The 22,673-nt window shown below is 66.0% G+C and carries 18 protein-coding genes; 3 read left to right on the top strand and 15 right to left on the bottom strand.

The features are described 5' to 3' along the window. The first annotated feature begins 53 nt into the window (after positions 1-53). The 3 genes from pnp to B7D75_RS24550 all read left to right on the top strand — a co-directional run bounded on the left by pnp (position 54) and on the right by B7D75_RS24550 (position 3,030). Entirely contained in the window at positions 54-2,159 is a 2,106-nt protein-coding gene (pnp, locus tag B7D75_RS24560) for a polyribonucleotide nucleotidyltransferase (RefSeq protein ID WP_003148740.1), read from the top strand. Positions 2,160-2,435: 276 nt separating this feature from the next. Beyond that, complete coding sequence (locus B7D75_RS24555; RefSeq protein ID WP_003095177.1) at positions 2,436-2,780, top strand: BON domain-containing protein; 345 nt, start codon at positions 2,436-2,438, stop codon at positions 2,778-2,780. A gap of 52 nt (positions 2,781-2,832) precedes the next feature. Beyond that, a complete protein-coding gene (locus tag B7D75_RS24550; RefSeq protein ID WP_003095174.1) occupies positions 2,833-3,030 on the top strand; it encodes a CsbD family protein in 198 nt (65 codons plus the stop codon). Between the two features lie 60 nt (positions 3,031-3,090). On the opposite strand, the gene B7D75_RS24545 is transcribed toward B7D75_RS24550, so the two are convergent. The 15 genes from B7D75_RS24545 to gluQRS all read right to left on the bottom strand — a co-directional run bounded on the left by B7D75_RS24545 (position 3,091) and on the right by gluQRS (position 22,621). After that, on the bottom strand, positions 3,091-3,396 hold the full coding sequence (locus tag B7D75_RS24545; RefSeq protein ID WP_003148743.1) for a DUF2845 domain-containing protein: 306 nt from the start codon (positions 3,394-3,396) through the stop codon (positions 3,091-3,093). Further along, positions 3,393-3,686 carry a DUF2845 domain-containing protein gene (locus B7D75_RS24540; protein WP_012077487.1) on the bottom strand — a complete coding sequence of 98 codons (294 nt, stop codon included), beginning with the start codon at positions 3,684-3,686 and terminating at the stop codon, positions 3,393-3,395. Before B7D75_RS24540 ends, B7D75_RS24545 begins: the two co-directional genes overlap by 4 nt. Before the next feature lie 4 nt (positions 3,687-3,690). Continuing rightward, the gene (locus B7D75_RS24535; RefSeq protein ID WP_107114507.1) at positions 3,691-6,957 is read right to left on the bottom strand and encodes a DUF748 domain-containing protein; all 3,267 of its coding nucleotides are present in this window, start codon (positions 6,955-6,957) and stop codon (positions 3,691-3,693) included. 139 nt (positions 6,958-7,096) lie between these two features. Then, positions 7,097-7,978 (bottom strand): oxygenase MpaB family protein, encoded by an 882-nt coding sequence (locus B7D75_RS24530; RefSeq protein WP_107114506.1) that lies wholly within the window; start codon positions 7,976-7,978, stop codon positions 7,097-7,099. 97 nt (positions 7,979-8,075) lie between these two features. Continuing rightward, entirely contained in the window at positions 8,076-10,013 is a 1,938-nt protein-coding gene (acs, locus tag B7D75_RS24525) for an acetate--CoA ligase (protein ID WP_003148751.1), read from the bottom strand. A 182-nt stretch (positions 10,014-10,195) separates the two neighbouring features. Then, positions 10,196-11,860 (bottom strand): glucose-6-phosphate isomerase, encoded by a 1,665-nt coding sequence (gene pgi, locus B7D75_RS24520; protein ID WP_033998104.1) that lies wholly within the window; start codon positions 11,858-11,860, stop codon positions 10,196-10,198. A gap of 89 nt (positions 11,861-11,949) precedes the next feature. After that, complete coding sequence (panD, locus tag B7D75_RS24515; RefSeq protein WP_003148753.1) at positions 11,950-12,330, bottom strand: aspartate 1-decarboxylase; 381 nt, start codon at positions 12,328-12,330, stop codon at positions 11,950-11,952. Between the two features lie 91 nt (positions 12,331-12,421). Next, positions 12,422-13,273 carry a pantoate--beta-alanine ligase gene (panC, locus tag B7D75_RS24510; RefSeq protein WP_043104455.1) on the bottom strand — a complete coding sequence of 284 codons (852 nt, stop codon included), beginning with the start codon at positions 13,271-13,273 and terminating at the stop codon, positions 12,422-12,424. Beyond that, positions 13,270-14,070 carry a 3-methyl-2-oxobutanoate hydroxymethyltransferase gene (panB, locus tag B7D75_RS24505; protein WP_043104458.1) on the bottom strand — a complete coding sequence of 267 codons (801 nt, stop codon included), beginning with the start codon at positions 14,068-14,070 and terminating at the stop codon, positions 13,270-13,272. Before panB ends, panC begins: the two co-directional genes overlap by 4 nt. Positions 14,071-14,310: 240 nt before the next feature. Next, positions 14,311-14,799 carry a 2-amino-4-hydroxy-6-hydroxymethyldihydropteridine diphosphokinase gene (gene folK / locus B7D75_RS24500; protein ID WP_058129797.1) on the bottom strand — a complete coding sequence of 163 codons (489 nt, stop codon included), beginning with the start codon at positions 14,797-14,799 and terminating at the stop codon, positions 14,311-14,313. Beyond that, complete coding sequence (locus B7D75_RS24495) at positions 14,796-16,199, bottom strand: polynucleotide adenylyltransferase PcnB (protein ID WP_033998106.1); 1,404 nt, start codon at positions 16,197-16,199, stop codon at positions 14,796-14,798. Before B7D75_RS24495 ends, folK begins: the two co-directional genes overlap by 4 nt. An 899-nt stretch (positions 16,200-17,098) precedes the next feature. After that, complete coding sequence (cbrB, locus tag B7D75_RS24490; protein WP_012077479.1) at positions 17,099-18,532, bottom strand: two-component system response regulator CbrB; 1,434 nt, start codon at positions 18,530-18,532, stop codon at positions 17,099-17,101. A 26-nt stretch (positions 18,533-18,558) separates the two neighbouring features. Further along, on the bottom strand, positions 18,559-21,510 hold the full coding sequence (gene cbrA, locus B7D75_RS24485) for a two-component system sensor histidine kinase CbrA (RefSeq protein ID WP_107114505.1): 2,952 nt from the start codon (positions 21,508-21,510) through the stop codon (positions 18,559-18,561). Further along, entirely contained in the window at positions 21,494-21,670 is a 177-nt protein-coding gene (locus tag B7D75_RS24480; RefSeq protein WP_003095129.1) for a hypothetical protein, read from the bottom strand. Before B7D75_RS24480 ends, cbrA begins: the two co-directional genes overlap by 17 nt. Positions 21,671-21,739: 69 nt before the next feature. Continuing rightward, the gene (gene gluQRS / locus B7D75_RS24475; RefSeq protein ID WP_054080552.1) at positions 21,740-22,621 is read right to left on the bottom strand and encodes a tRNA glutamyl-Q(34) synthetase GluQRS; all 882 of its coding nucleotides are present in this window, start codon (positions 22,619-22,621) and stop codon (positions 21,740-21,742) included. Positions 22,622-22,673 lie beyond the last annotated feature (52 nt).

Genomic DNA, 22,673 nt, shown 5'->3' with positions numbered 1-22,673 from the left:
ACTCCCGGCATTCCACCGATTTCCCCCAAGGCAACATAGAAGGTAAAGACACCGTGAACCCGGTAACCAAGCAATTCCAGTTCGGTCAGTCGACCGTCACTCTCGAGACCGGCCGTATCGCTCGCCAGGCCACCGGCGCCGTACTGGTCACCATGGACGACGTCAGCGTGCTGGTCACCGTGGTCGGCGCCAAGTCGCCGGCCGAGGGCCGCGACTTCTTCCCGCTGTCCGTGCATTACCAGGAAAAGACCTACGCGGCAGGCCGTATCCCCGGCGGTTTCTTCAAGCGTGAAGGGCGTCCTTCCGAGAAGGAAACCCTCACCTCGCGCCTGATCGATCGTCCGATCCGTCCGCTGTTCCCCGAAGGTTTCATGAATGAAGTGCAGGTCGTCTGCACCGTCGTTTCCACCAACAAGAAGTCCGATCCGGACATCGCCGCGATGATCGGCACCTCCGCCGCCCTGGCGATCTCCGGCATTCCGTTCGCCGGCCCGATCGGCGCCGCACGCGTCGGCTTCCACCCGGAAATCGGCTACATCCTCAACCCGACCTACGAGCAACTGCAGAGCTCCAGCCTCGACATGGTCGTGGCCGGTACCGAAGACGCGGTGCTGATGGTGGAGTCCGAGGCTGACGAGCTGACCGAAGACCAGATGCTCGGCGCCGTGCTGTTCGCCCACGACGAATTCCAGGCGGTGATCCGTGCCGTCAAGGAACTGGCCGCCGAAGCCGGCAAGCCGGCCTGGGACTGGAAAGCCCCGGCCGAGAACACCGTGCTGGTCAACGCCATCAAGGCCGAGCTGGGCGAGGCGATTTCCCAGGCCTACACCATCACCATCAAGCAGGACCGCTACAACCGCCTGGGCGAGCTGCGCGACCAGGCCGTGGCGCTGTTCGCCGGCGAGGAAGAGGGCAAGTTCCCGGCTTCCGAGGTCAAGGACGTGTTCGGCCTGCTGGAATACCGCACCGTTCGCGAGAACATCGTCAATGGCAAGCCGCGCATCGACGGTCGTGACACCCGTACCGTGCGTCCGCTGCGCATCGAAGTCGGCGTGCTCGGCAAGACCCACGGCTCCGCGCTGTTCACCCGCGGCGAAACCCAGGCCCTGGTCGTCGCCACCCTCGGCACCGCCCGCGATGCCCAGCTGCTGGACACCCTGGAAGGCGAGCGCAAGGACGCCTTCATGCTGCACTACAACTTCCCGCCCTTCTCGGTAGGCGAGTGCGGTCGCATGGGCAGCCCGGGCCGTCGTGAAATCGGCCATGGCCGCCTGGCCCGTCGCGGCGTCGCCGCCATGCTGCCGACCCAGGACGAATTCCCCTACACCATTCGCGTGGTGTCCGAGATCACCGAGTCCAACGGTTCCAGCTCCATGGCTTCCGTGTGCGGCGCTTCGCTGGCACTGATGGACGCCGGCGTGCCGGTCAAGGCGCCGGTTGCCGGTATCGCGATGGGCCTGGTGAAGGAGGGCGAGAAGTTCGCCGTCCTGACCGACATCCTGGGTGACGAAGACCACCTGGGCGACATGGACTTCAAGGTCGCCGGTACCGACAAGGGCGTCACCGCCCTGCAGATGGACATCAAGATCAACGGCATCACCGAAGAGATCATGGAGATCGCCCTGGGCCAGGCCCTGGAAGCTCGCCTGAACATCCTCGGCCAGATGAACCAGGTCATCGCCAGGCCGCGCGCCGAGCTGTCGGAGAACGCGCCGACCATGCTGCAGATGAAGATCGACTCGGACAAGATCCGCGACGTCATCGGCAAGGGTGGCGCCACCATCCGTGCGATCTGCGAAGAAACCAAGGCCTCGATCGATATCGAGGACGATGGCAGCGTGAAGATCTACGGCGAAACCAAGGAAGCCGCAGAGGCCGCCAAGCAGCGCGTGCTGGCGATCACCGCGGAAGCCGAGATCGGCAAGATCTACGTCGGCAAGGTCGAGCGCATCGTCGATTTCGGTGCCTTCGTCAACATCCTGCCGGGCAAGGATGGCCTGGTGCACATCTCGCAGATCAGCGACAAGCGCATCGACAAGGTCACCGACGTGCTGCAGGAAGGCCAGGAGGTGAAGGTCCTGGTGCTCGACGTGGACAACCGTGGTCGCATCAAGCTGTCGATCAAGGACGTAGCTGCCGCCGAAGCTTCCGGCGTATAAGTCGAGTCGCGATCGAATCGAAACAGGGCCTTCGGGCCCTGTTTTCGTTTCTGCCGTGGGAGTCGGTCCGGGTGAAGCGGGGGATCCTTGCATTTTGCAAGCCGAAACCGGGCGAATTCGGCATTCTGCAACCGTCTCGCTTTCCGCAATTTTTATAACTTATTGTTTTTAAAGGTTTTTATTTTTCAAAAAAACTGGCACAACGCTTGCGATATCTCTTATGCAACTGCCGCCAGGAATGGCTGCAGTTTTTCGAAATCCATAGGAGAAACCGCGATGAAATTCAGCAAACTCGCTATTGCCGCTGCTACTGCCACTGCTCTGAGCTTCTCGATGGCCAATGCGTTCGCTGCCCAGCCCATCAGCCTGGCGGCCAACGACACTATGCAGAAAACCGAAGAAGCGGTTTCCGACACCTGGATCACCAGCAAGGTGAAATCCAGCCTGATCGCCAACAAGAACGTGAGTGGCGTCGATATCAAGGTCGAAACCAACAAGGGTGTGGTTTCCCTGTCCGGCAACGTGAAGAGCGATGCCGAGCGTGACCTGGCGATCGAGACCGCCAAGGGCATCAAGGGCGTGAAGGCCGTTTCTGCCGACGGCCTGAAATCGGTCGAATAATCACGGTCGAGCCGAACGAGATCCTTTTCCCACGTCACTCAGGAGACCACCGATGAATTCCGATGTGATCAAAGGCAAGTGGAAGCAACTCACCGGCAAGATCAAGGAGCGTTGGGGCGACCTGACCGACGATGATCTCCAGGCTGCCGACGGACATGCCGAGTACCTGGTCGGCAAGCTGCAGGAACGCTATGGATGGTCCAAGGAACGGGCCGAACAGGAAGTCCGCGACTTCAGCGACCGCCTGTAACCCAGGCAGTAAGGAAGCCCCGCCGGGTTTTGCCCGGCGGGGCTTCTTTCATGAGGGCTCTCAGTTGCCCCGGCGGCTCTGGATGGCGCTGAGGCGGTTGCCCTCGAAACGGACGAAATACAGCATGCCGTTCCATGGGCCGTAGACCCATTCCTGGACTTCCACCTCGTAGCGTTTGCCCCACTCGCCGACGACCTCGCGATAGCCCAGGCTGTCGCGGCTGCGTGGCTCGCCGCAGCGCTCGAGGACATCGCTGCTGCTGTCGCCGCTGCTGACCAGCCGGCTGCCGCAGCGCAGCGAATCGGCCTGCGCCTGGGCCAGCGGCAGCAGCGCCAGAAGGCCGGCGTAGAGGAGGGCGCGGCTCAACGCTTGAACTCGATGCGTCTGAGCTTGTTGGCCTCGAAGGTCAGGATGTAGGTGACGCCGTTGCGCGGTCCGTATACCCATTCCTCGACCTTGAATTCCCGCCGATCATGGCTGCCGAGGGTATAGCCGACATCGTCGCGGTGATCCGGATCGCCGCATTTCTGCTGCACTTCGAAGGCGCGGTCGCCAACGCTGACCAGCGCGCTGCCGCAGCGCATGGTGTCGGCCTGCGCGGCAGCGCAGGCGAGGAGGAACAGGGGGGCCGCCAGGGCGGTGAATCGCTTGCGCACGGTATTACTCGCTATCCAGGTGCAGTTGGGTGTCGACATTACCCTTGTCCTCGCCTTCGGCGAAACTGACGTCGATCAAGTAGATGCGTTCGTCCGGCATCTGGCCTTTCTCCACCAGGTAGTCCTTGATCCGGGTGGCCCGGGCCTGGCCGATCTGGCGCAGCAGCACCTGGCTCTTGGCCCAGGAGGCGATCACCGCTTCGCGCATCTTCGCGCTGCGCTCGTCGCTGTCCAGTTCCTTCCACTCGGCCGGCGGCTGTTGCTTCAGGCGGGCCCGGTAGATGCCTTCGAGCAGCGCCGGCTGCATGTTCTCCGGCACTTCCAGCTGCTTGGCGTCGCTCGGTACCTTGTCGCCGCGCCGCTGCAACATGCGGTAGTAGGTGTTCTGGTATTCCAGTTCGAGACGCTTGGCGCCGATCGAGGGTCCGTCCGCCACGGCGGACGCCACGCCTTCCACTTCCAGGCGCAGCGCCGGGCGGTCCTTGAGCGCACCGGCGAGCTTGTCCAGGTTGGCCTGGGCCTCCGGCGACAGCTCGTCGCTGCCCGGGGCGAACGGCACCGTGCCCAGGTCTTCGTCGCCGCCGGCGGCCAGTCCGGCGATGAACTTGAATGGCGCTTGTACGGCACGCAGGACCAGGTTGCGCAGGGTCTGCCAGACGATCGGCATGACGCTGAACTCAGGGTTGTTCAGGTCGCCGGCGACCGGCAGCTGGATGTCGATGTTGCCCTTGGTGTCCTTGAGCAGGGCCACTGCCAGTTTCACCGGCAGGTCGACGGCATCCGGGCTGTCGACCTTTTCGCCGAGCTGCAGGCCTTCCAGCAGGACCTTGTTTTCCGCTTTCAACTGGCTGCGCTCGATCTGGTAGTGCAGGTCGAGGTTGAGCCGGCCCTTGCGGATACGGTAGCCGGCGAACTTGCCGGAATAGGGCGTCAGGGTGGTCAGCTCGACGCGCTTGAAGCTGGTGGTGATATCGAGCTTCTTCAGCGGGTCGAACGGATCCAGCTCGCCGACGATGGTCACCGGCGCGTACTTGTCGACCTTGCCCTTGATATCTATCTTGGCCGGCTGCGAGTTGCGCGTATCGAGGGTGCCGACTTCGCCGCTGAGCTGCTGGATGGCGGTGCCGAACGGCGGCATCAGGGTCAGGTCGGCGAAGTTCGCCGAGCCGTTGTTGATCCGCACGCCGCCGATGTGGATGCCCAGCGGCTTGCCCGCCGGCGCATTCCCGCTTTCGGCGGCGGCCTTGCCGGTCGAGCTGCCTGGTTGCGGGATGATCAGTTCGCTGACGTTGGTGCTGCGATCTTCGTTGATGATGAAGCGGGCGTAGGGCTCCTCCAGGGACACGCTCTGGATCGACAGGCTGTCCTCATGCCGATAGGCGAGGCCGTTGAGGGTCAGCTTGGTCCATTTGACGAAGTCGCGGTCCTTGAGGGTGTCCAGGGTGTGCAACTGGCTGACTTCGGCGCTGCCGTCGATGCTGAAGGCCAGCGGCTCGACGCTCTTCAGGTCGACCGCCAGTTCGCTGCCAAGAAAGCCGCTGCGCAGCTCCAGGCGGATGAATGGCGAAATGTAGGCCTGGGCCACGCGCAGATCGATGTCGCGGGTACTGACCTTGAGCCGGGCGCTGATCGGATCGAGCACCACCTGGCCGCTGGCCTGGACCTGGCCGCGGTTGCCGAGGCCGGTCTTGAGCTTGAGGTCGAAGGGGGTCTTGCCGAGGCTGTCGACGTTCTGCAGGTCGAGGTCCAGCGGGCCGACTTCCAGCGGCACCGCCGTGGCTGGCTGGCGATCCACCAGGTGCGCCTTGTAGCCGCGGAACTGGGCGTCGCGCAGGATGACGTGCCAGGGTTTGGCAGGCGTCTCCGCAGCGCCTTTCGCGCTATCGGGCGGAGGCGCCTTTGCAGTGTCGGCGAGTTGTTGCGCCGTGTCGTTGGTCGCCTTGTCGATCTCCGCGGTCTTGGCCGTTTCCTGTCCGGTTGCCTTGCCGGTCTCCGAAGCCTTGCTCGTCTCTTGCCTGGCTCCCTTGCCGGCAGCGCTTTCCGCGACCTTGGCGGGCTCTTTGCCGGTCGCTGCCTTTTCCGTCTCGGCGACGCTGGCGTCCTTCTCCGCCGGCTTGTCCTTGCTCGTTTCGCCCGAGGCTATCGCCGTTGCCTTGGCGGCGCGGTCGGTCGCCGATTCGCTGGCGGCCTTCGCCGTTTCGGCTGGTTCCGCGGCGGGATCGGTGTTTTCCTTCGGCTTGGGTGCAGGCGCTTTGCGCGGCGGCGGGGTGAAATCGGCGAACAGTTTCTGCCAGTCGAGCTGGCCATCCTTTTCCCGCGCGGCCCAGGCTTCCAGGCCCTGGCTGCGGACTTCGCCGAGCACCACTTCCTGCTTGGCCAGGTCCAGGGTGGTAGCGGCCACGTCGAGGCTGGCGAGCTTGGCCAGTGGCTTGCCCTGGGGCGAATTGATGCTGAAGTCGGCCAGCTTCAGGGCTGCCTTGTCGAGCAGCAGCTGGGTGTCCTTGGACAGGTCCAGGCGATAGTCGCTGGAGAGGCTGACCACGCCGTTCTCCAGGACCAGCGGGGCATTGTCGCGGACATAGGGCCACCAGGCCTTGAGCTGGATATCCTTGATGCTGAGGTGGCCTCTGGAAGTGATCGGCACCAGGGTCAGGTCGCCTTCCCAGTCCAGGCGACCGCCATTCGGGCCGGTGGCGACCAGGGTCATCTTCGCGCCGTCGTCGGGCAGGGTGCTGAGGTTGTGCAGCTCGAAGCCCAGCGGGTCGAAGCTGAAGTCGACCGGCTCGCTCGGACGCAGGTCCTGGAAGTGCAGGCTGCCCTCGGCCAGTTGGATGCGGTCGATGCGCAGCGGGAACGGATCGCTCGGCTGCTCGGGCTCGGGCGATTCGCTCGGCGGGATCCTGAACAGGCTGGCCAGGTTGAGCTGGCCCTTCTCGTCGAACAGCAATTCGGTATGCGGGCCTTCCAGCTCGACGTCGGCCAGGTGCAACTGGCGCTTCCACAGGCTGTCCAGCTGCAGGTTGGCGTACAGCCGGCGGAAGGCGACCTGGGGGTTCGTCTCGTCGCCCAGACGCAGGCCCCAGAGGGTCAATTCCAGGCTGAAGGGGTTGAACTCGATGCGTTCGAGTCGCGCGGGGACGGTGGCGTATTGCGCCAGTTGCTGGTTGGCGACGCGCAGGCCGATGCCGGGGATGAGCAGGAAGCCCAGCAGGCAATAGACGAGGAAGGTGATCAGCAGGGCGCTGACAGCGCGTTTCAGTCCTTTGGGCATGGCTCTATTTCATTTTCCGTTCTAAGCGGTGCCTTGGAGTATGGCACGGCCTCAAGGTTCCGGCGGCGATTCGCGCCGATTCAGAGCCTTTGGACGGGTATTCTTGCCGCTGGGGCACGAAATTTCCCGGCCTCGCCCATCAGTGGCTCACCGGTGGCAGCCCCATTCGTCGACAGGCCCGGTGCATGGAGGCGTTTCGCACCGCCCAGCGCAGTAGCGGTACGCTGCGCCTGACACCGCTGCGGATCAGGCGGCGGCGCAGCGGGCTGAAGGAGAATCCGAGCATCGACGCGGCCCACGCCGGCAGCAGTTCGGCGCCGGCGCGCAGCATCAGTGCGCCGAACGGTTTGGCCAGGGTGCTCGGCGCCGGCGCGTCGAAGAGAACCCGTACCACCTCGCGGGTGCGCTCGTCGCAGCGCAGTTGCGGGCGCATGCGTTCCAGGTAGGCGGCGATCTGCCGGCGGTTGCGCGGTACATCGCGGGCGCCGAGGCGTTCGGCGACCTGGGCGATTTCCGCGTAGTAGCGGTCCTGCTCGCTGTCCGCCAGGCCGGGGTTGAGATAGCGCAGGTAGGACTTGAGGAAGCTGCTGACTTCGGCGACGTGTACCCAGGTCAGCAGGTCCGGATCGCTGGCGGAATAGGGCGTGCCATCGGGCAGTTGGCCGGTGACGCTTTCGTGGATGCGCCGGACCCGCTCGATCAGGCGCTCGGCGTCGGCCAGCGGGCCGTAGGTGGTGGCCGAGACGAACTGGCCGGTGCGGCGCAGGCGCCCGAGCAGGTCGTCGCGGAAGTTGGAATGGTCCCAGACCCCGGCCAGAGCCAGCGGATGGAGCATCTGCAGGAGCAGCGCGCCGATGCCGCCGATCATCATGCTGCTGAAGTCGCCGTGGACTTTCCAGCAGGCCGCGCCAGGACCGAACAGGCCGGGATCGCCCTTCGGCGACTCGAAGTCGATGCCGCCCACGGCGAGCCCGGTAAGGCTCAGCACCTGGCTTTCGATGTGGCGACGGACACTTTCCATGGGCGGCTCGCTACGGCTGGTCAGGCCCGAGCTTAACCCAGGCGCCGGAGCGACTGGAACCGTCCCGCGCCGCAGGGCGGCGGGACGGTTGCGCGGGTCAGCGGTTGAGGCGGTTGTCGATCAACCCCTGCACCACTCCCGGATCGGCCAGGGTCGAGGTATCGCCGAGACTGTCCAGCTCGTTGCAGGCGATCTTGCGCAGGATACGCCGCATGATCTTGCCGGAGCGGGTCTTCGGCAGGCTGGGCGCCCATTGCAGGTGGTCCGGCTTGGCGAAGCTGCCGATCTCCTTGCCGACCAGCGCCAGCAGTTCCTGCTGCAGCGCCTCGTCGGGCTGGCTGCCGGCCATCAGGGTGACGAAGGCATAGATCGCCTGACCCTTCACCTCGTGCGGGCAGCCGACCACCGCCGCTTCGGCCACCGCGTCGTGCAGGACCAGCGCGCTCTCGACCTCGGCGGTGCCGATGCGGTGGCCGGAGACGTTGATCACGTCGTCGACCCGGCCGGTGATCCAGTAGTAGCCGTCCTCGTCGCGCCGCGCGCCGTCGCCGCTGAAGTAGTAGCCCGGGTAGGGCTTGAAGTAGGTGTCGATCATCCGCTGGTGATCGCCGTAGACGCTGCGGATCTGGCTCGGCCAACTGGCCTTGATCGCCAGCACGCCGCTGCCCGCGCCGTCGATTTCCTTGCCTTTCTCGTCGAGCAGCACCGGTTGCACACCGAAGAACGGCCGGGTGGCCGAGCCCGGTTTGAGCGCGGTGGCGCCGGGCAGCGGGGTGATCAGGATGCTGCCGGTCTCGGTCTGCCACCAGGTGTCCACGATCGGGCAACGCTTCTCGCCGACCACCTGGTAGTACCACTCCCAGGCCTCCGGATTGATCGGTTCGCCCACCGAGCCGAGCAGGCGCAGGCTGCTGCGCGAGGTCTGGCGCACCGGCCCGTCGCCTTCGCGCATCAGGGCGCGGATCGCGGTCGGCGCGGTGTAGAAGATGTTCACCTGGTGCTTGTCGATCACTTGCCAGAAGCGCGAGGCGTCCGGGTAGTTGGGCACGCCCTCGAACATCAGGGTGGTGGCGCCGTTGGCCAGCGGGCCGTAGACGATGTAGCTGTGCCCGGTGACCCAGCCGACGTCGGCGGTGCACCAGTAGACATCGCCGTCGTGGTAGTCGAACACGTACTTGTGGGTCATCGCCGCGCCGAGCAGGTAGCCACCGGTGGTGTGCAACACGCCCTTCGGCTTGCCGGTGCTGCCGGAGGTATAGAGGATGAACAGCGGGTCCTCGGCGTCCATCGCTTCCGCCGGGCAGTCGGCGGAAGCCGCGTGGAGTGCCTCGTGGTACCAGAGGTCACGACCTTCGACCCAGGGGATGTCGCCCTGGGTGCGCTCGACCACCACCACGGTGGAGACCTCCGGGCAATCCTCCAGCGCCTTTTCCACATTCTGTTTCAGCGGAATGTACTTGCCGCCGCGCACGCCCTCGTCGGCGGTGATCACGGTGCGGCAGTCGGCATCGAGGATGCGGTCGCGCAGCGAGTCCGGCGAAAAGCCGCCGAACACCACCGAGTGCACCGCGCCGATGCGGGCGCAGGCGAGCATGGCGTAGGCGGCCTCGGGAATCATCGGCATGTAGATGCAGACCCGGTCGCCCTTCTCCACCCCGCGGCTCTTCAGCACGTTGGCCAGGCGGCAGACGTTGTGGTGCAGCTTGCGGTAGGTGATATGCGCGGATTCGCTGGGATTGTCGCCTTCCCAGACGATGGCGATCTGCTCGCCGCGGCGCTCCAGATGGCGGTCGATGCAGTTGTAGGCGACGTTCAGCTGGCCGCCCTTGAACCAGCTGGCCTGGCCCTTTCTCAGATCGCCATGGTGGACGCTGTGCCAGGGCTTGAACCAGTCGAGGAAGGCCTTGGCCTGCTCGCCCCAGAATTCCTCGGGATTTTCCACGGACTGGCGGTACAGGCGCCGGTAGTCGTCATCGTTCAGGTAGGCACGCTGGCGGACGGCCTCCGGCACCGGGTGGACGCTGATCTCGAACATGGCGGTTTCCTTTGTTTTTCTGCTCCGCAAGGTGTCGAGGCGACCGCGCGCGGCCCCTCTCCAGGTTCGACCAAGGGTGGGCCAGGCGAGTGCCATGTTCAAGTGGCAAAGGGGCGAGCGGGGAGGGCGCCGGTGCCAACGAAAAAGCCCGGCGCGGGGCCGGGCTTTCGCGAGCGGGTCGATCAGCCGCGGTGGCGACCGCGGAAGAAGTCGATCAGGCCCTGGGTCGAGGCGTCCTCGGCGGGTTTCTCCTCGCTGCCGACCAGCCGCGAGTAGACGCCCTTGCCGAGTTCCTTGCCCAGTTCCACGCCCCACTGGTCGAAGGCGTTGATGCCCCAGAGGATGCTCTGCACGTAGACCTTGTGCTCGTACATGGCGATCAGCGCGCCGAGGCGGCGGGCGCTGATGCGCTCGACCACCAGGGTGTTGCTCGGCCGGTTGCCGGGGATCACCTTGTGCGGCGCCAGGCGCTGCACCTCGGCTTCCGGCAGGCCCTTGGCACGCAGCTCGGCCTCGGCTTCCTCGCGGCTCTTGCCCAGCATCAGCGCCTGGCTCTGCGACAGGCAGTTGGCGTACAGCCACTGGTGGTGGTCGGCGACCGGATTGTAGCTGCTCACCGGGACGATGAAATCCGCCGGGATCAGCTGGGTGCCCTGGTGCAGCAACTGGTGATAGGCGTGCTGGCCGTTGCAGCCGACGCCGCCCCAGATCACCGGGCCGGTGCCGCTGGTGACCGGGGTGCCGTCCTGGCGCACGCTCTTGCCGTTGGACTCCATGTCCAGCTGTTGCAGGTGGTCGGTGATGTTCCGCAGGTAGTAGTCGTAGGGCAGGATCGCATGGCTGCGCGCGCCCCAGAAGTCGCCATACCAGACGCCCAGCAGGCCGAGCAGCACCGGGATGTTGCGTTCGAACGGGGCGGTCTGGAAGTGCTGGTCCATGTTGTAGGCGCCGGACAGCAGCTCCTTGAAGTTGGAAATGCCGATGGACATGGCGATCGGCAGGCCGATGGCCGACCACAGCGAGTAGCGGCCGCCGACCCAGTCCCACATCGGGAAGATGTTCTCCTCGCGGATGCCGAAGGCGATGGCGGCTTCCTTGTTGCTGGAGACGGCGATGAAATGGCGATAGAGCTCTTCCTCGGTGCCGCCCTGGGCCAGGTACCAGGCGCGCGCGGCCTGGGCGTTCTTCAGGGTTTCCAGGGTGCCGAAGGACTTGGAGGAAACGATGAACAGGGTGGTCTCGGCGTTCAGGCGGCAGGCCAGCTCATGGAACTCGCTGCCGTCGATGTTCGCCAGGTAGTGGCAGCGCACGCCTTTCTGGGCGAACGGCAGCAGGGCCTCGGAGACCAGCTGCGGGCCGAGGAAGGAGCCGCCGATGCCGATGTTCACCACGTCGGTGATCGGCTTCTCGGTATAGCCGCGCCACAGGCCGTTGTGCACGTAGCCGACCAGTTCGGTCATCTGGTGCAGGACGCGGTGGACTTCCGGCATCACGTCGACGCCATCGACCAGCACCTTGTCGCCGATCGGTCGACGCAGCGCGGTGTGCAGTACCGGCCGGCGCTCGGAGGCATTGATCGCCTCGCCGTCGAACATCGCCCGGATCGCGTCGCTGAGCCGTGCTTCCTCGGCCAGCTTCACCAGCAGGTCGATGGTGTCCTGGCGCACCAGGTTCTTCGAGAAGTCGAGGAACAGCCCGCAGGCGCTGAAGGAAAACCGCTTGAAGCGCTCCGGATCGTCGATGAACGCCTGGCGCATCCTGAAGTCCTGCAGTTCCTGGCGATGGGCGGCCAGGGCGCGCCAACTGTCGAGTTGCGTGGCATCCAGCGGAGTGAGGTGGTGCTTCATGGCTGACCTTCTGGTTGGAATTCGATGGCGCACTTATTTGAACATGAAAAAGCCCGGATGAAACCGGGCTTTATCCAGAGGGGGCGAGGTCAGGCGACCTGTATCGGAATCGCCTCGCTGGTATGGCTGAGCTGGTTGCCCGGCGCCATGTACAGCATGCGCGGCTTGTGGCTGGCCAGTTCGGCTTCGCCGTAGTGGGCGTAGGCGCAGATGATCACGCGGTCGCCGACCTTGGCCTTGTGTGCCGCGGCGCCGTTCACCGAGATCATCTTCGAGCCGTTCTCGGCGCGGATCGCATAGGTGGTGAAGCGCTCGCCGTTGTCGACGTTGTAGATCTGGATCTGTTCGTATTCGCGGATTCCGGAGAGGTCCAGCCAATCGCCGTCGATGGCGCAGGAGCCTTCGTAGTCGAGGACGGCATGGGTGACTTCGGCGCGATGCAACTTGGCTTTGAGCATGATGGCGTGCATGGGGCGACTCCTATCGGGTCCGCGGGGCGGCAGAGTATGGCGAGTCCGTGATTGACGCTCAAGCCCCCGGCAACCGGGGGCCCGGGGCGGTTCAGTCGAGCTGTACCGAAAGGTTGTCGATCAGGCGCGTACCGCCCAGGTAGGCGGCGGCCAGGATCACCAGTTGGCGGTCCCCCGGAACGCCCGGGCGCAGGCTGACCGGCTCGCGGATCTCCAGGTAGTCCGGACGCAACCCGGCCTGCTCGAGGGCCCTCCGGGCCTCGGCGAGCAGAGCCGGGAAGTCGTCGGCGCCGGTGCGCAGGCGTTCACCGAGCTGCTGCAGGGTGCGGTAGATCACCGGCGCGGTGGCGCGCTGCTGCTCGTCGAGGTAACCATTGCGCGAGGACAGTGCCAGGCCGTCGGCGGCACGCACCGTCGGCTCGCCGAATATCTGCACCGGCAGGTTGAGGTCGCGGACCAGCTTGCGGATCACCGCCAGTTGCTGGAAGTCCTTTTCGCCGAACAGCGCGAGGTCCGGCTGGACCATGTTCAGCAGCTTGCTGACCACGGTCGCCACGCCTTCGAAATGACCGGGGCGGCTGGCGCCGCAGAGCCCTTCGGAGACGCCGGGGACATGGATGCGGGTCTGGCCGTCCATGCCGTCGGGATACATTTCCTCGACCCCGGGCGTGAACAGCAGGTGGCAACCGGCCTCGAGCAGGCGTTCCTGGTCGGCCGCGAGGGTCCGCGGGTACTTGTCGAGGTCTTCGCTGGGGCCGAACTGCAGCGGGTTGACGAAGATGCTGACGACCACGAAGTCGGCGCGTTCGCCGGCTTTCTTCACCAGCGCGGCATGGCCGGCGTGGAGGTTGCCCATGGTCGGCACGAAACCGATGCGCTTGCCTTCGCTGCGGGCGCGCGCCACCGCGGCGCGCAGTTCACGGACGGTCTTGACGGTGTTCATGCGTTGAATCCGTGTTCGGCAGCGGGGAAGGATGCGTCCTTGACGGCGCGGACATAGGCCGCGATGGCGGCCGGGATGCTTTCCTGGCCCTGCATGAAATCCTTGACGAACTTGGGCGAGCGGCCGGTCAGCGAGAGCCCCAGCATGTCGTGCATGACCAGCACCTGGCCGTCGGTCGCCGGGCCGGCGCCGATGCCGATCACCGGGATCTTCACCGCCTGGGTGATCTCTTCGGCCAGCACGCTGGGCACGCACTCCAGCAGCAGCATCGCGGCGCCGGCCTGCTCCAGGGCGATGGCGTCGGCACGCAACTGGCGCGCCTGGGTTTCCTGGCGGCCCTGGACCTTGAAGCCGCCGAACAGGTTGACCGCCTGCGGGGTCAGGCCGAGATGCGCGCACACCGGCACGCCCATCTGTGCCAGGCGGGCGATCGGCTCCGCCAGCCAGGCTCCCCCCTCCAGCTTGACCATGTGCGCGCCGGCCTGCATCAGGCGGACCGCGTCGGCCAGGGTCTGGGCCAGGGAATGGCTGGACTCGAAGGCCAGGTCGGTGACGATCAGCGCGCCCTTGTTGCCGCGTTTCACGCAGGACGTGTGATAGGCCATTTCCTGGTTGCTGACCGGCAGGGTGCTGTCGTGGCCCTGCAGTACCATTCCGAGCGAATCTCCGACCAGAAGCACGTCCACCCCGGCCTGGCTGGCGGTGTGGGCGAAGGTGGCGTCGTAGCAGGTCAGCATGGCGATCTTCTCGCCGCTCTGCTTCAACCCTTGCAGGGTGGTCAGGGTTACATCAGGCATGGAAAGGCTCCTCGTTGGGCCGGTGATGAGCCGGCGCGGGGCAAACGGCCACTTATAGTCCGGATGGGGTGGCTCGAAGTCAATTGCAGGTGTTACCGCATTGTTACGGCGTTACTGCCACTGGCGGACGCCGCGCCGCCTGCGGTTGCGCGCGCAGTGTACGCGCATCCGCGGCGTCGTTCGCCAGCTTTTCGGTAACAGTGTGAAGAGCCCGCCGCGAGGTAGTTGCGGCGGCCAGCGTCAGGCGGCTGGAAGCCGTTCGATGCCTTCGAAGGGACAGGCCGCGAGGAGCTCCGGCAGGTGGCGGCCGTCGGGCAGCAGCAGGTCGGGGGCGAGGTCGGCGAGGGGATAGAGCACGAAGGCGCGGGCCTGCATGTGGTAATGCGGCACCTTCAGGCGCGGCAGGTCGAGCAGTTGCTCGCCGTAAAGCAGGATGTCGAGGTCGAGGGTGCGCGGTCCCCAGCGCAGGTCGCGGACACGGCCCTGTTCCTGCTCGATGGCCTGCAGCGCGTCGAGCAGGTCGAGCGGCGCCAGGGTGGTATCGAGGGCGGCCACGCCGTTGACGAAGCGTGGCTGATCGGCGGGGCCGAGCGGGTCGCTGATATAGAGTGGCGAGACCGCGACCAGGCGGCTATCCGGCAGACGCGCCAGGGCCTCGAGGGCCGCCTGGATCTGCTCCCGGGGCTGCGCCAGGTTGCTGCCCAGCGCGATATACGCGCGCTGGATCATTCGCCGCTCCCGCTGCCTTCCTTGCGCGGCCCGCGCCGCCGGCGGCCGCTGTTGCCGCCGCGTCGACGCTTGCGCGGGGCGCCGCCGTCTTCCTGGCCGGCGGCCAGATCGCGAATCATGTTGCGGCGCTCGCTGTCGCTGACTTCCTGGTAGTCGGTCCACCACTGGCCGAGGCCGTCGGTTTGCTCGCCGGCGCTTTCGCGCAGCAGGAGGAAGTCGTAGCCGGCGCGGAAGCGCGGGTTTTCCAGGAGCAGGTCGGCGCGCTTGCCCTGGCGGCGCGGCAGGCGTTCCTGCATGTCCCAGATCTCGCGGATCGGCAGGGTGAAGCGCTTGGGAATGGCGATCCGCTGGCACTGCTCGCTGATCAGTTCGTGGGCGGCTTCCTGCATCGCCGGGATCGCCGGCATGCCTTTCTCCTGCAATTGCGCGACACGCGCCGGCAGGGCCGGCCAGAGCAGCGCGGCGAAGAGGAAGGCCGGGGTGACCGGCTTGCCCTGGCGGATGCGCGCATCGGTATTGGCCAGGGCCTGGCGGATCAGCTTGCCGGTGTAGTCGGGGTTGGCCTGCAGCGCCTTGGCGCTGGCCGGGAACAGCGGTGCGAACAGCTCGTATTCGACCAGCAGTTCGAAGGTACGCTCGGCTCGGCCGGCGAGGAACAGCTTGAGCACTTCGTCGAACAGGCGGGCGGAAGGGATTTCCCGCAGCAGCGGCGCCAGCCGGCGGATCGGCGCGGCGCTGTGCTTCTCGATCTCGAAGTCGAGCTTGGCGGCGAAACGCACCGCGCGCAGCATCCGCACCGGGTCTTCCAGGTAGCGTTGCTCGGGATCGCCGATCAGGCGGATCAGGCGGTTGCGGATGTCGTGCACGCCGTGTGCGTAGTCGAGCAGGCGCTCGCTGGTGACATCGAAGTACAGGGCATTGATGGTGAAGTCGCGGCGCTGGGCATCGTCTTCCAGACTACCGTAGACGTTATCGCGCAGGATGCGACCGCTTTCGTTGCTCGACGCGCGGCTGTCGCCGTCGTCCTGGCCTTCCGGATGGTGGGCGCGGAAGGTGGCGACCTCGATGATCTCGCGGCCGAAATGCACGTGCACCAGCTTGAAGCGGCGGCCGATGATGCGTGCGTTGCGGAACTCGGCGCGGACCTGCTCCGGCGTGGCGCTGGTGGCGACGTCGAAGTCCTTGGGGGCGATGCCGAGCATCTGGTCGCGTACGCAACCGCCCACCACATAGGCCTGGTAGCCGGCTCGCTGGAGGATCTCGACGACCTTGACGGCGTTCCGGCTGAACTGATCCCGGCGCAGGGAATGCTGGTTGTTACCGATGACTTCCGGCGTTGTACGGACGGCGCGCGGGCGGCGCAGGGGGGAGCGAATGGTCTGGATCAGCTTTTTCAGCATGGATGTGTTATCGGGAGCACGATGTGGGTGGTTGCACGCCTGCGTTGCTCAAGCAGGACGGACGTCGGGTAATGCCACGGCATTATCAGGACCTCTCGGGCGAGGCGTGTTCTGTACCCGTTGAATGTTTGGCCCCGGGACGCACAGGGTGTCCCGGGCGCCGGAACCGACTGCGCCATGCATCCTGACAGAAACGAACAGGGGCCGTACATCCATTGCCGCGAGGCGGGAGAGGGCCGCAAAGGCTGCGGTGAGTCTGGCAAGGCATGCGGATGGCCGCATAGTCTGCGCGGATTCTAGCATTGGATGGGGAAATGGTGTAAGGCGAAGGGAGAACGGCAGAAAACGGAGGGAAGGGGGAGAAGCTACTGGGGGAGCCGAAGCTCCCCCCAAGTAGGTGCGTGCTTTGTTTTTGTTATGATTTCGGGCTTGTTGTTTTTGTTTGTTGACCCGTCCCTTGAGCCAGTCGCTTCAGGGATATCTCCCAGGCTGGGAGTTCAATAGCAAACGGATTGCTTTGGTCGCTGATGCCGCCATGATCGCCAAGCGATCCAACCAGTCTGTGCGCTGCCTCGAGGCAGTTTTATTCTTCTTCCGACTGGCTGCGGGATGGTCCCGACAGCAACTCCTCTCCAAAAGAATCAGTTAGCTGCGCCTCCGCGATTTTGTTTTTGTTGTGCTGGAGTCGTTACGTGTTGTTTTTATTGTCTTCGTCGTTGCTTGTTATTGTTGTTGTGCCAATACATAAGCAGATGCCGTGCCAGTTTTTCTAAACCCAGTAAAATCAAGGGGTTGAGGTTTTCGGTGGGTTGCCGCAGGGCACAAAAAAACCGGGTTCCCGTTACCGATGAACCCGGTTTCTGTTACGCGGCACGTCCGCGGTAACAGGTTGCAGGGTGTTACGAGTCGGCCGAGGCCCCCGATTTGCGCCGCGGAATGCCCAGGCGCTGGCGGCGTTCCCACAGGCACTTGCGGCTGATGCCCAGCTTGCGCGCGAGCTCGGTCTCGGTCATGTGGTCCTGGTGTTCGAGGACGAAATGCTGGAAGTAGTCTTCCAGCGACAGGTCCTCGGTGGGCTCGTGGTTGCTGGCCGCGGCGCCTGCCGGGCCGAGGCCGAGGTCGGCGGCGAAGTCATCCTCGAGATCGTCCAGCTCGATATCGATGCCCAGCAGGTCGGCATGGATTTCCTGACTCTCGCTGAGGATCACCGCCCGCTCGATGGCGTTCTCCAGTTCGCGCACGTTGCCCGGCCAGGGGTAGTGACGGATCGCCTGTTCGGCATCGTGGGCGAAGCTGAGCGGCGCGCGCCCCATCCGGGTGCACTGGCGGGCCAGAAAGGCGCGGGCGATCTCCATCACGTCGTTGCCGCGCTCGCGCAGGGCGGGCAGCTTCAGCGAGATCACGTGCAGGCGGTAATAGAGGTCTTCGCGGAATTGTCCGGTCTTGGCCAGGGTCTTCAGATCGCGGTGGGTGGCGGCGATCAGGCGCACGTCGACCTTCTGCGACTGCACCGAGCCGACCCGGCGGATCTCTCCCTCCTGCAACACGCGTAGCAGGCGGGCCTGGGCCTCCAGCGGCAACTCGCCGATCTCGTCGAGGAACAGGGTGCCGCCGTCGGCCGCTTCGACCAGGCCGGCGCGGCCGGCGCTGGCGCCGGTGAAGGCGCCCTTTTCATGGCCGAACAGCTCGGATTCGATCAGGGTTTCCGGAATCGCCGCGCAGTTGACCGAGATCAGCGGCGCCTTGGCGCGCTTCGACAGGTTGTGCAGGGCGCGCGCGACCAGTTCCTTGCCGGTTCCGGACTCGCCCTGGATCAGCACGGTGGAGTCGGTCGGCGCGACCTTGCGGATCTTGCTGTACAGCTCCTGCATCGGCGCGCAGGAGCCGATGATGCCGATCTCGCCGTCGGCCGCCGGGCTGGCGCCGCGCTCGCCGCCGGCCTTGCCCGCGCCCGCCGCGGCCGGCGCGGCGCTGCGGTTTTCCTGGCGGTCCTTGAGGATACGCGCCACCGCCTGCAGCATCTCGTCGTGGTCGAAGGGCTTGGCGATGTAGTCCACCGCGCCCATCTTCATCGAATCCACCGCCGAGCGCAGGCTGGCGTAGCTGGTCATGATCAGCACCGGGATGCCTTCGGCCAGCTTGATCAGTTCGGTGCCGGGCGCGCCCGGCAGGCGCAGGTCGCTGACCACCATGTCGAAGGAGGGGATGGTGTAGCGCTCCTGGGCCTCCTGCACCGAACCGGCTTCGCTGACCTGGTACTGGTTGCGCTCCAGCAGGCGCCGTAATGCGGATCGGATAATGGTTTCGTCTTCGACGATCAGAATATGTGCCATGTATTCAGCTCTCTCGACGTGCTCGTCTACAGCTCGGCCGTCGGGCCAGGGTGCCGCGGCAGGGTCACGCGGAAGCGGGTGCCGCCTTCTCGCGAGTGATCCGTCGGGCTCTCGATGGTTATCTGTCCATAATGCTCTTCCACGATCGAATAGACCAGTGCGAGGCCGAGCCCGGTGCCCTTGCCGGGGTCCTTGGTGGTGAAGAACGGCTCGAACAGCTGGTCCATGATCGCTTTCGGGATGCCGCTGCCTTCGTCCTCGACGATCAGGTCCACGGTGTGTTCGGAGGCTTCGCTGCGGACCCGGATCGCCCCGCCCGGCGGACTGGCGTCGCGGGCGTTGGAGAGCAGGTTGATGAGCACCTGGGCCAGGCGCTGAGAGTCGCCCTCGACCCAGTGCGCCGGATCGCACAGGTTGAAGAACTGCACCTCGACGCTGCGCCGGTTCAGCGACAGCAGGCCGATGGCCTCCTGGGCGACCTCGCTCAGGCACACCGGCTCCAGGGCCTGCAGGTGACTGCCGGAATGGGCGAAGCTCATCAGCGACTGGACGATCCTCGAGACGCGCTTGGTCTGGTCGAGGATCTGTTCGCTGATTTCGGTCAGTTCGCCGTCGCCCTCGCGCTCCTCGCGTAGATTCTGCGCCAGGCAGGCGATGCCGGTGATCGGGTTGCCGATCTCGTGGGCGACGCCGGCGGCCAGGCGGCCAATGGAGGCCAGGCGCTCGGAGTGGACCAGCTTGTCTTCCAGCAACTGGGTTTCGGTGAGGTCCTCGACCAGCAGCACCAGGCCGCTGTTGCCCGGCGCCAGGGGCTCCTCGATCGCCGCCTTGTGCAGGTTCAGCCAGCGGGTGTGGCCGTCGTAGACCAGGCGCTGCTTGTGCAGGTGCTCGTCGGGGGCGTCGATGAAACGTTCCAGCAGGCCCTTCCAGGGTTCCGGCAGGGCCGACAGGCGCGAGCCGACGACCTTCTGCGCGCCGACCCCGGTGAGTTCCTCGATGGCGCGGTTCCACATCAGCACTTCCTGGTCCTTGGCCAGCGAGCAGACGCCCATCGGCAGGTCCTGCAGAGTCTGCCGGTGGTAGCGGCGGAGGGTGTCGAGTTCGGCGGCGAGACCGGTCAACCGCGAGTGGTAATCCTCCAGGCGGCTCTCGATGAAGTGGATGTCCTCGGTGACGTAGCTTTCCTCGCTGGTCTTATAGGGCAGGAAGGTTTCCACGATGTCCTGGGCCACGCTCGGCCCCATCAACCCGGACAGGTTGGCCTCGATGCGGTCGCGCAGGCGGCGCAGGGCGTAGGGGCGGCGTTCGTCGAAGGGCAGGTGGAGGTCGCGCAGGGCCTGCTCGACCTCCTTCTGCGCGGTCTTCGCGCCCAGCGGCTTGGCCAGCTGGCTGGCGAACTCCTGCGGCGAGCCGGCGAACAGCTCGCGGCGCTGCGGACGGCGCACATTGTCCACCGCGCAGGCCTCGGCCGCGCCTTTCTCTTCGTCGCTGGCTTCGGTGAATAGCGAGACCAGGGTGAAGACCAGGACGTTGGCCGCCAGCGAGGACAGCGCCGCCAGGTGCCAGTTGGAGTCGTCCAGCACGTAGATCATGTCGAACAGCGGCAGGTACAGGCCCTGCACGTTGCCCATCAGCGGCAGCAGCATGGTGATCGCCCAGACCAGCATCCCGGCGATCAGCCCGGCGATGAAGCCGCGGCGGTTGGCGGTCGGCCAGTACAGCACCGAGAGGGCGCCGGGGAGGAACTGCAGGGTGGCGACGAAGGACACTATGCCGAGGTTGGACAGGTCCTGCTCGGCGCCCAGCAGCAGGTAGAAGGCATAGCTGGCCATGATGATGGCGACGATCAGCAGGCGCCGGGTCCACTTCAGCCAGCGGTAGATGTTGCCCTGCGCCGGTGGCTGGTAGAGCGGCAGCACCAGGTGGTTGAGGACCATGCCCGATAGCGCCAGGGTCATCACGATGGTCAGCCCGCTGGCGGCGGAGATCCCGCCGACGAAGGCGGCCAGGGCCAGGGCCGGGCTGTCCACCGCCAGGCCGAGGCCGATGGTGTAGTACTCCGGAGTGGTCGAGGCGCCGAGGCGCAGGCCGGCCCAGAGGATCGGCGGCACCGCCAGGCTCATCAGCAGGAGGAACAGTGGCAGGCCCCAACTGGCGGAGATCAGCGCCCGCGGATTGAGGTTCTCGGTGAAGATCATGTGATACATGTGCGGCATCACGATGGCCGCGGCGAAGAACACCAGCAGCAACGTCCGCCACGGCCCCTCGGCCAGGGGGGTGTGCAGGGTGGTCAGCGCGGTCTGGTTCTGCAACAGCCAGATTTCCAGGCCTTCCGGTCCGCCGAAGACCCCGTACAGGGCGTAGAGGCCGATGCTGCCGAGCATCACCAGCTTGACCAGCGATTCGAAGGCGATGGCGAACACCAGCCCCTCGTGGCGCTCGCGGGTGGCGATGTGGCGGGCGCCGAAGAGGATCGCGAACAGGGTGATCAGGGTGCAGAAGACGAACGCGACCCGCTCCTGGGCCGGGTCTCGGGTGAGGATGCTGATCGAGTCGGCGACCGCCTGGATCTGCAGGGCCAGCATCGGCAGCACGCCGAGCAGCATGAACAGGGTGGTCAGGGCACCGGCCCAGGTGCTGCGGAAGCGGAAGGCGAACAGGTCGGCCAGCGAGGACAACTGGTAGGCGCGGGTTACCCGCAGGATCGGGTATAGCAACACCGGGGCGAGCAGGAAGGCCCCGGAGATTCCCAGGTAGATGGCCAGGAAGCCGTAGCCGTACTGGTAGGCCAGGCCGACCGTGCCGTAGAAGGCCCAGGCGCTGGCATAGACCCCCAGCGACAGGGTGTAGACCAGCGGGTGGCGCACCAGCCGGCGCGGCACGTAGCCGCGCTCGGCGATCCAGGCGATGCCGAACAGGGTGAAGAGATAGGCGACGCTGATCAGGATCAGCTGGGTGAGGCTAAAGCTCGTCAGCATCGCGCTGGCTCTGCAGGATGAAAGTGACCACGATGAGGATCAGCCACAGCAGGTACGGGCGGTACCAGGCGCCGTTGGGGTCGATCCACCAGTCCATGATGGCGGGGGAAAAGAGATAGATGCCCACGACCAGGAGCAGGACCAGTCGGTAGATGTACATGCCGCTTCCCTCATGCTTGGGCCGGCAGGCTACAGGCTGCGGGTGGGTGCCGGCAAGCCGCCGGGCGGGCTACAGGCTTTCCTCGGGGAGGGTGGCGCAGCGCGGGATGCGCGTGGCGTCCCACTGCGCGACGCCCCAGGCCAGCGCCTCGCCGGCGCTGCCTTCGGCCAGTTCGGCCGGCGGCCGCTGGCCGAGCGCGCGCAGGGCGCGGGTCAGCGGCACGGCGGCCTGTTCGGCGGGCAGCGGCGGGGAGCGGTAGGACTTGCCCAGCTTGTGCCCGTCCGGCTGGACGATCAGCGGTACGTGCAGGTAGCGCGGCTGGCTCAGCCCCAGCAGTTCCTGGAGATAGAGCTGGCGCGGGGTCGAGTCGAGCAGATCGGCGCCGCGGACGATGTCGGTGATGCCCTGCCAGGCGTCGTCCAGCACCACCGCCAGTTGGTAGGCGTAGAGGCCGTCGCGGCGCTGGATGACGAAGTCGCCGACCTCGCGGCCGAGATGCTGGCAGACTTCGCCCTGCACGCGATCGACGAAGCGATATTCCAGCTCAGGCACGCGCAGGCGGATCGCCGCGTCGTCGCGGGCGTGCCCGGCGTCGCGGCAGAAGCCCGGGTAGATACCGGCGAAGTCTTCCAGTTGCTTGCGCGAGCAGGTGCAGGCGTAGGCCAGTCCGCTGCGCAGCAGTTGTTCGATCACCGAGGCGTAGGCCGGGAAGCGTTCGCTCTGGCGTTCCACCGCGCCATCCCACTCGAAGCCGTAGCGCTCCAGGGTCTCCAGGATCGCCCGCTGGGCGCCGGGGACCTCCCGTGGCGGGTCGAGGTCTTCCATGCGCACCAGCCAGCGGCCGCCGACGGCGCGGGCGTCCAGGTAGGAGGCGACGGCCGCCACCAGGGAGCCGAAGTGCAGGTAGCCGCTGGGCGTCGGGGCGAAGCGGCCTACGTAGGAAGAGGTCATGGCGCGGGCGGTGTGGCGGGGAACGACGGAAACGAAACGGGGCGCCTTGGCG

Origin of the sequence: Pseudomonas paraeruginosa, from assembly GCF_003025345.2 — a bacterium.
Lineage (GTDB): Bacteria > Pseudomonadota > Gammaproteobacteria > Pseudomonadales > Pseudomonadaceae > Pseudomonas > Pseudomonas paraeruginosa.
This window is presented reverse-complemented; position numbering and strand designations above follow the sequence as displayed.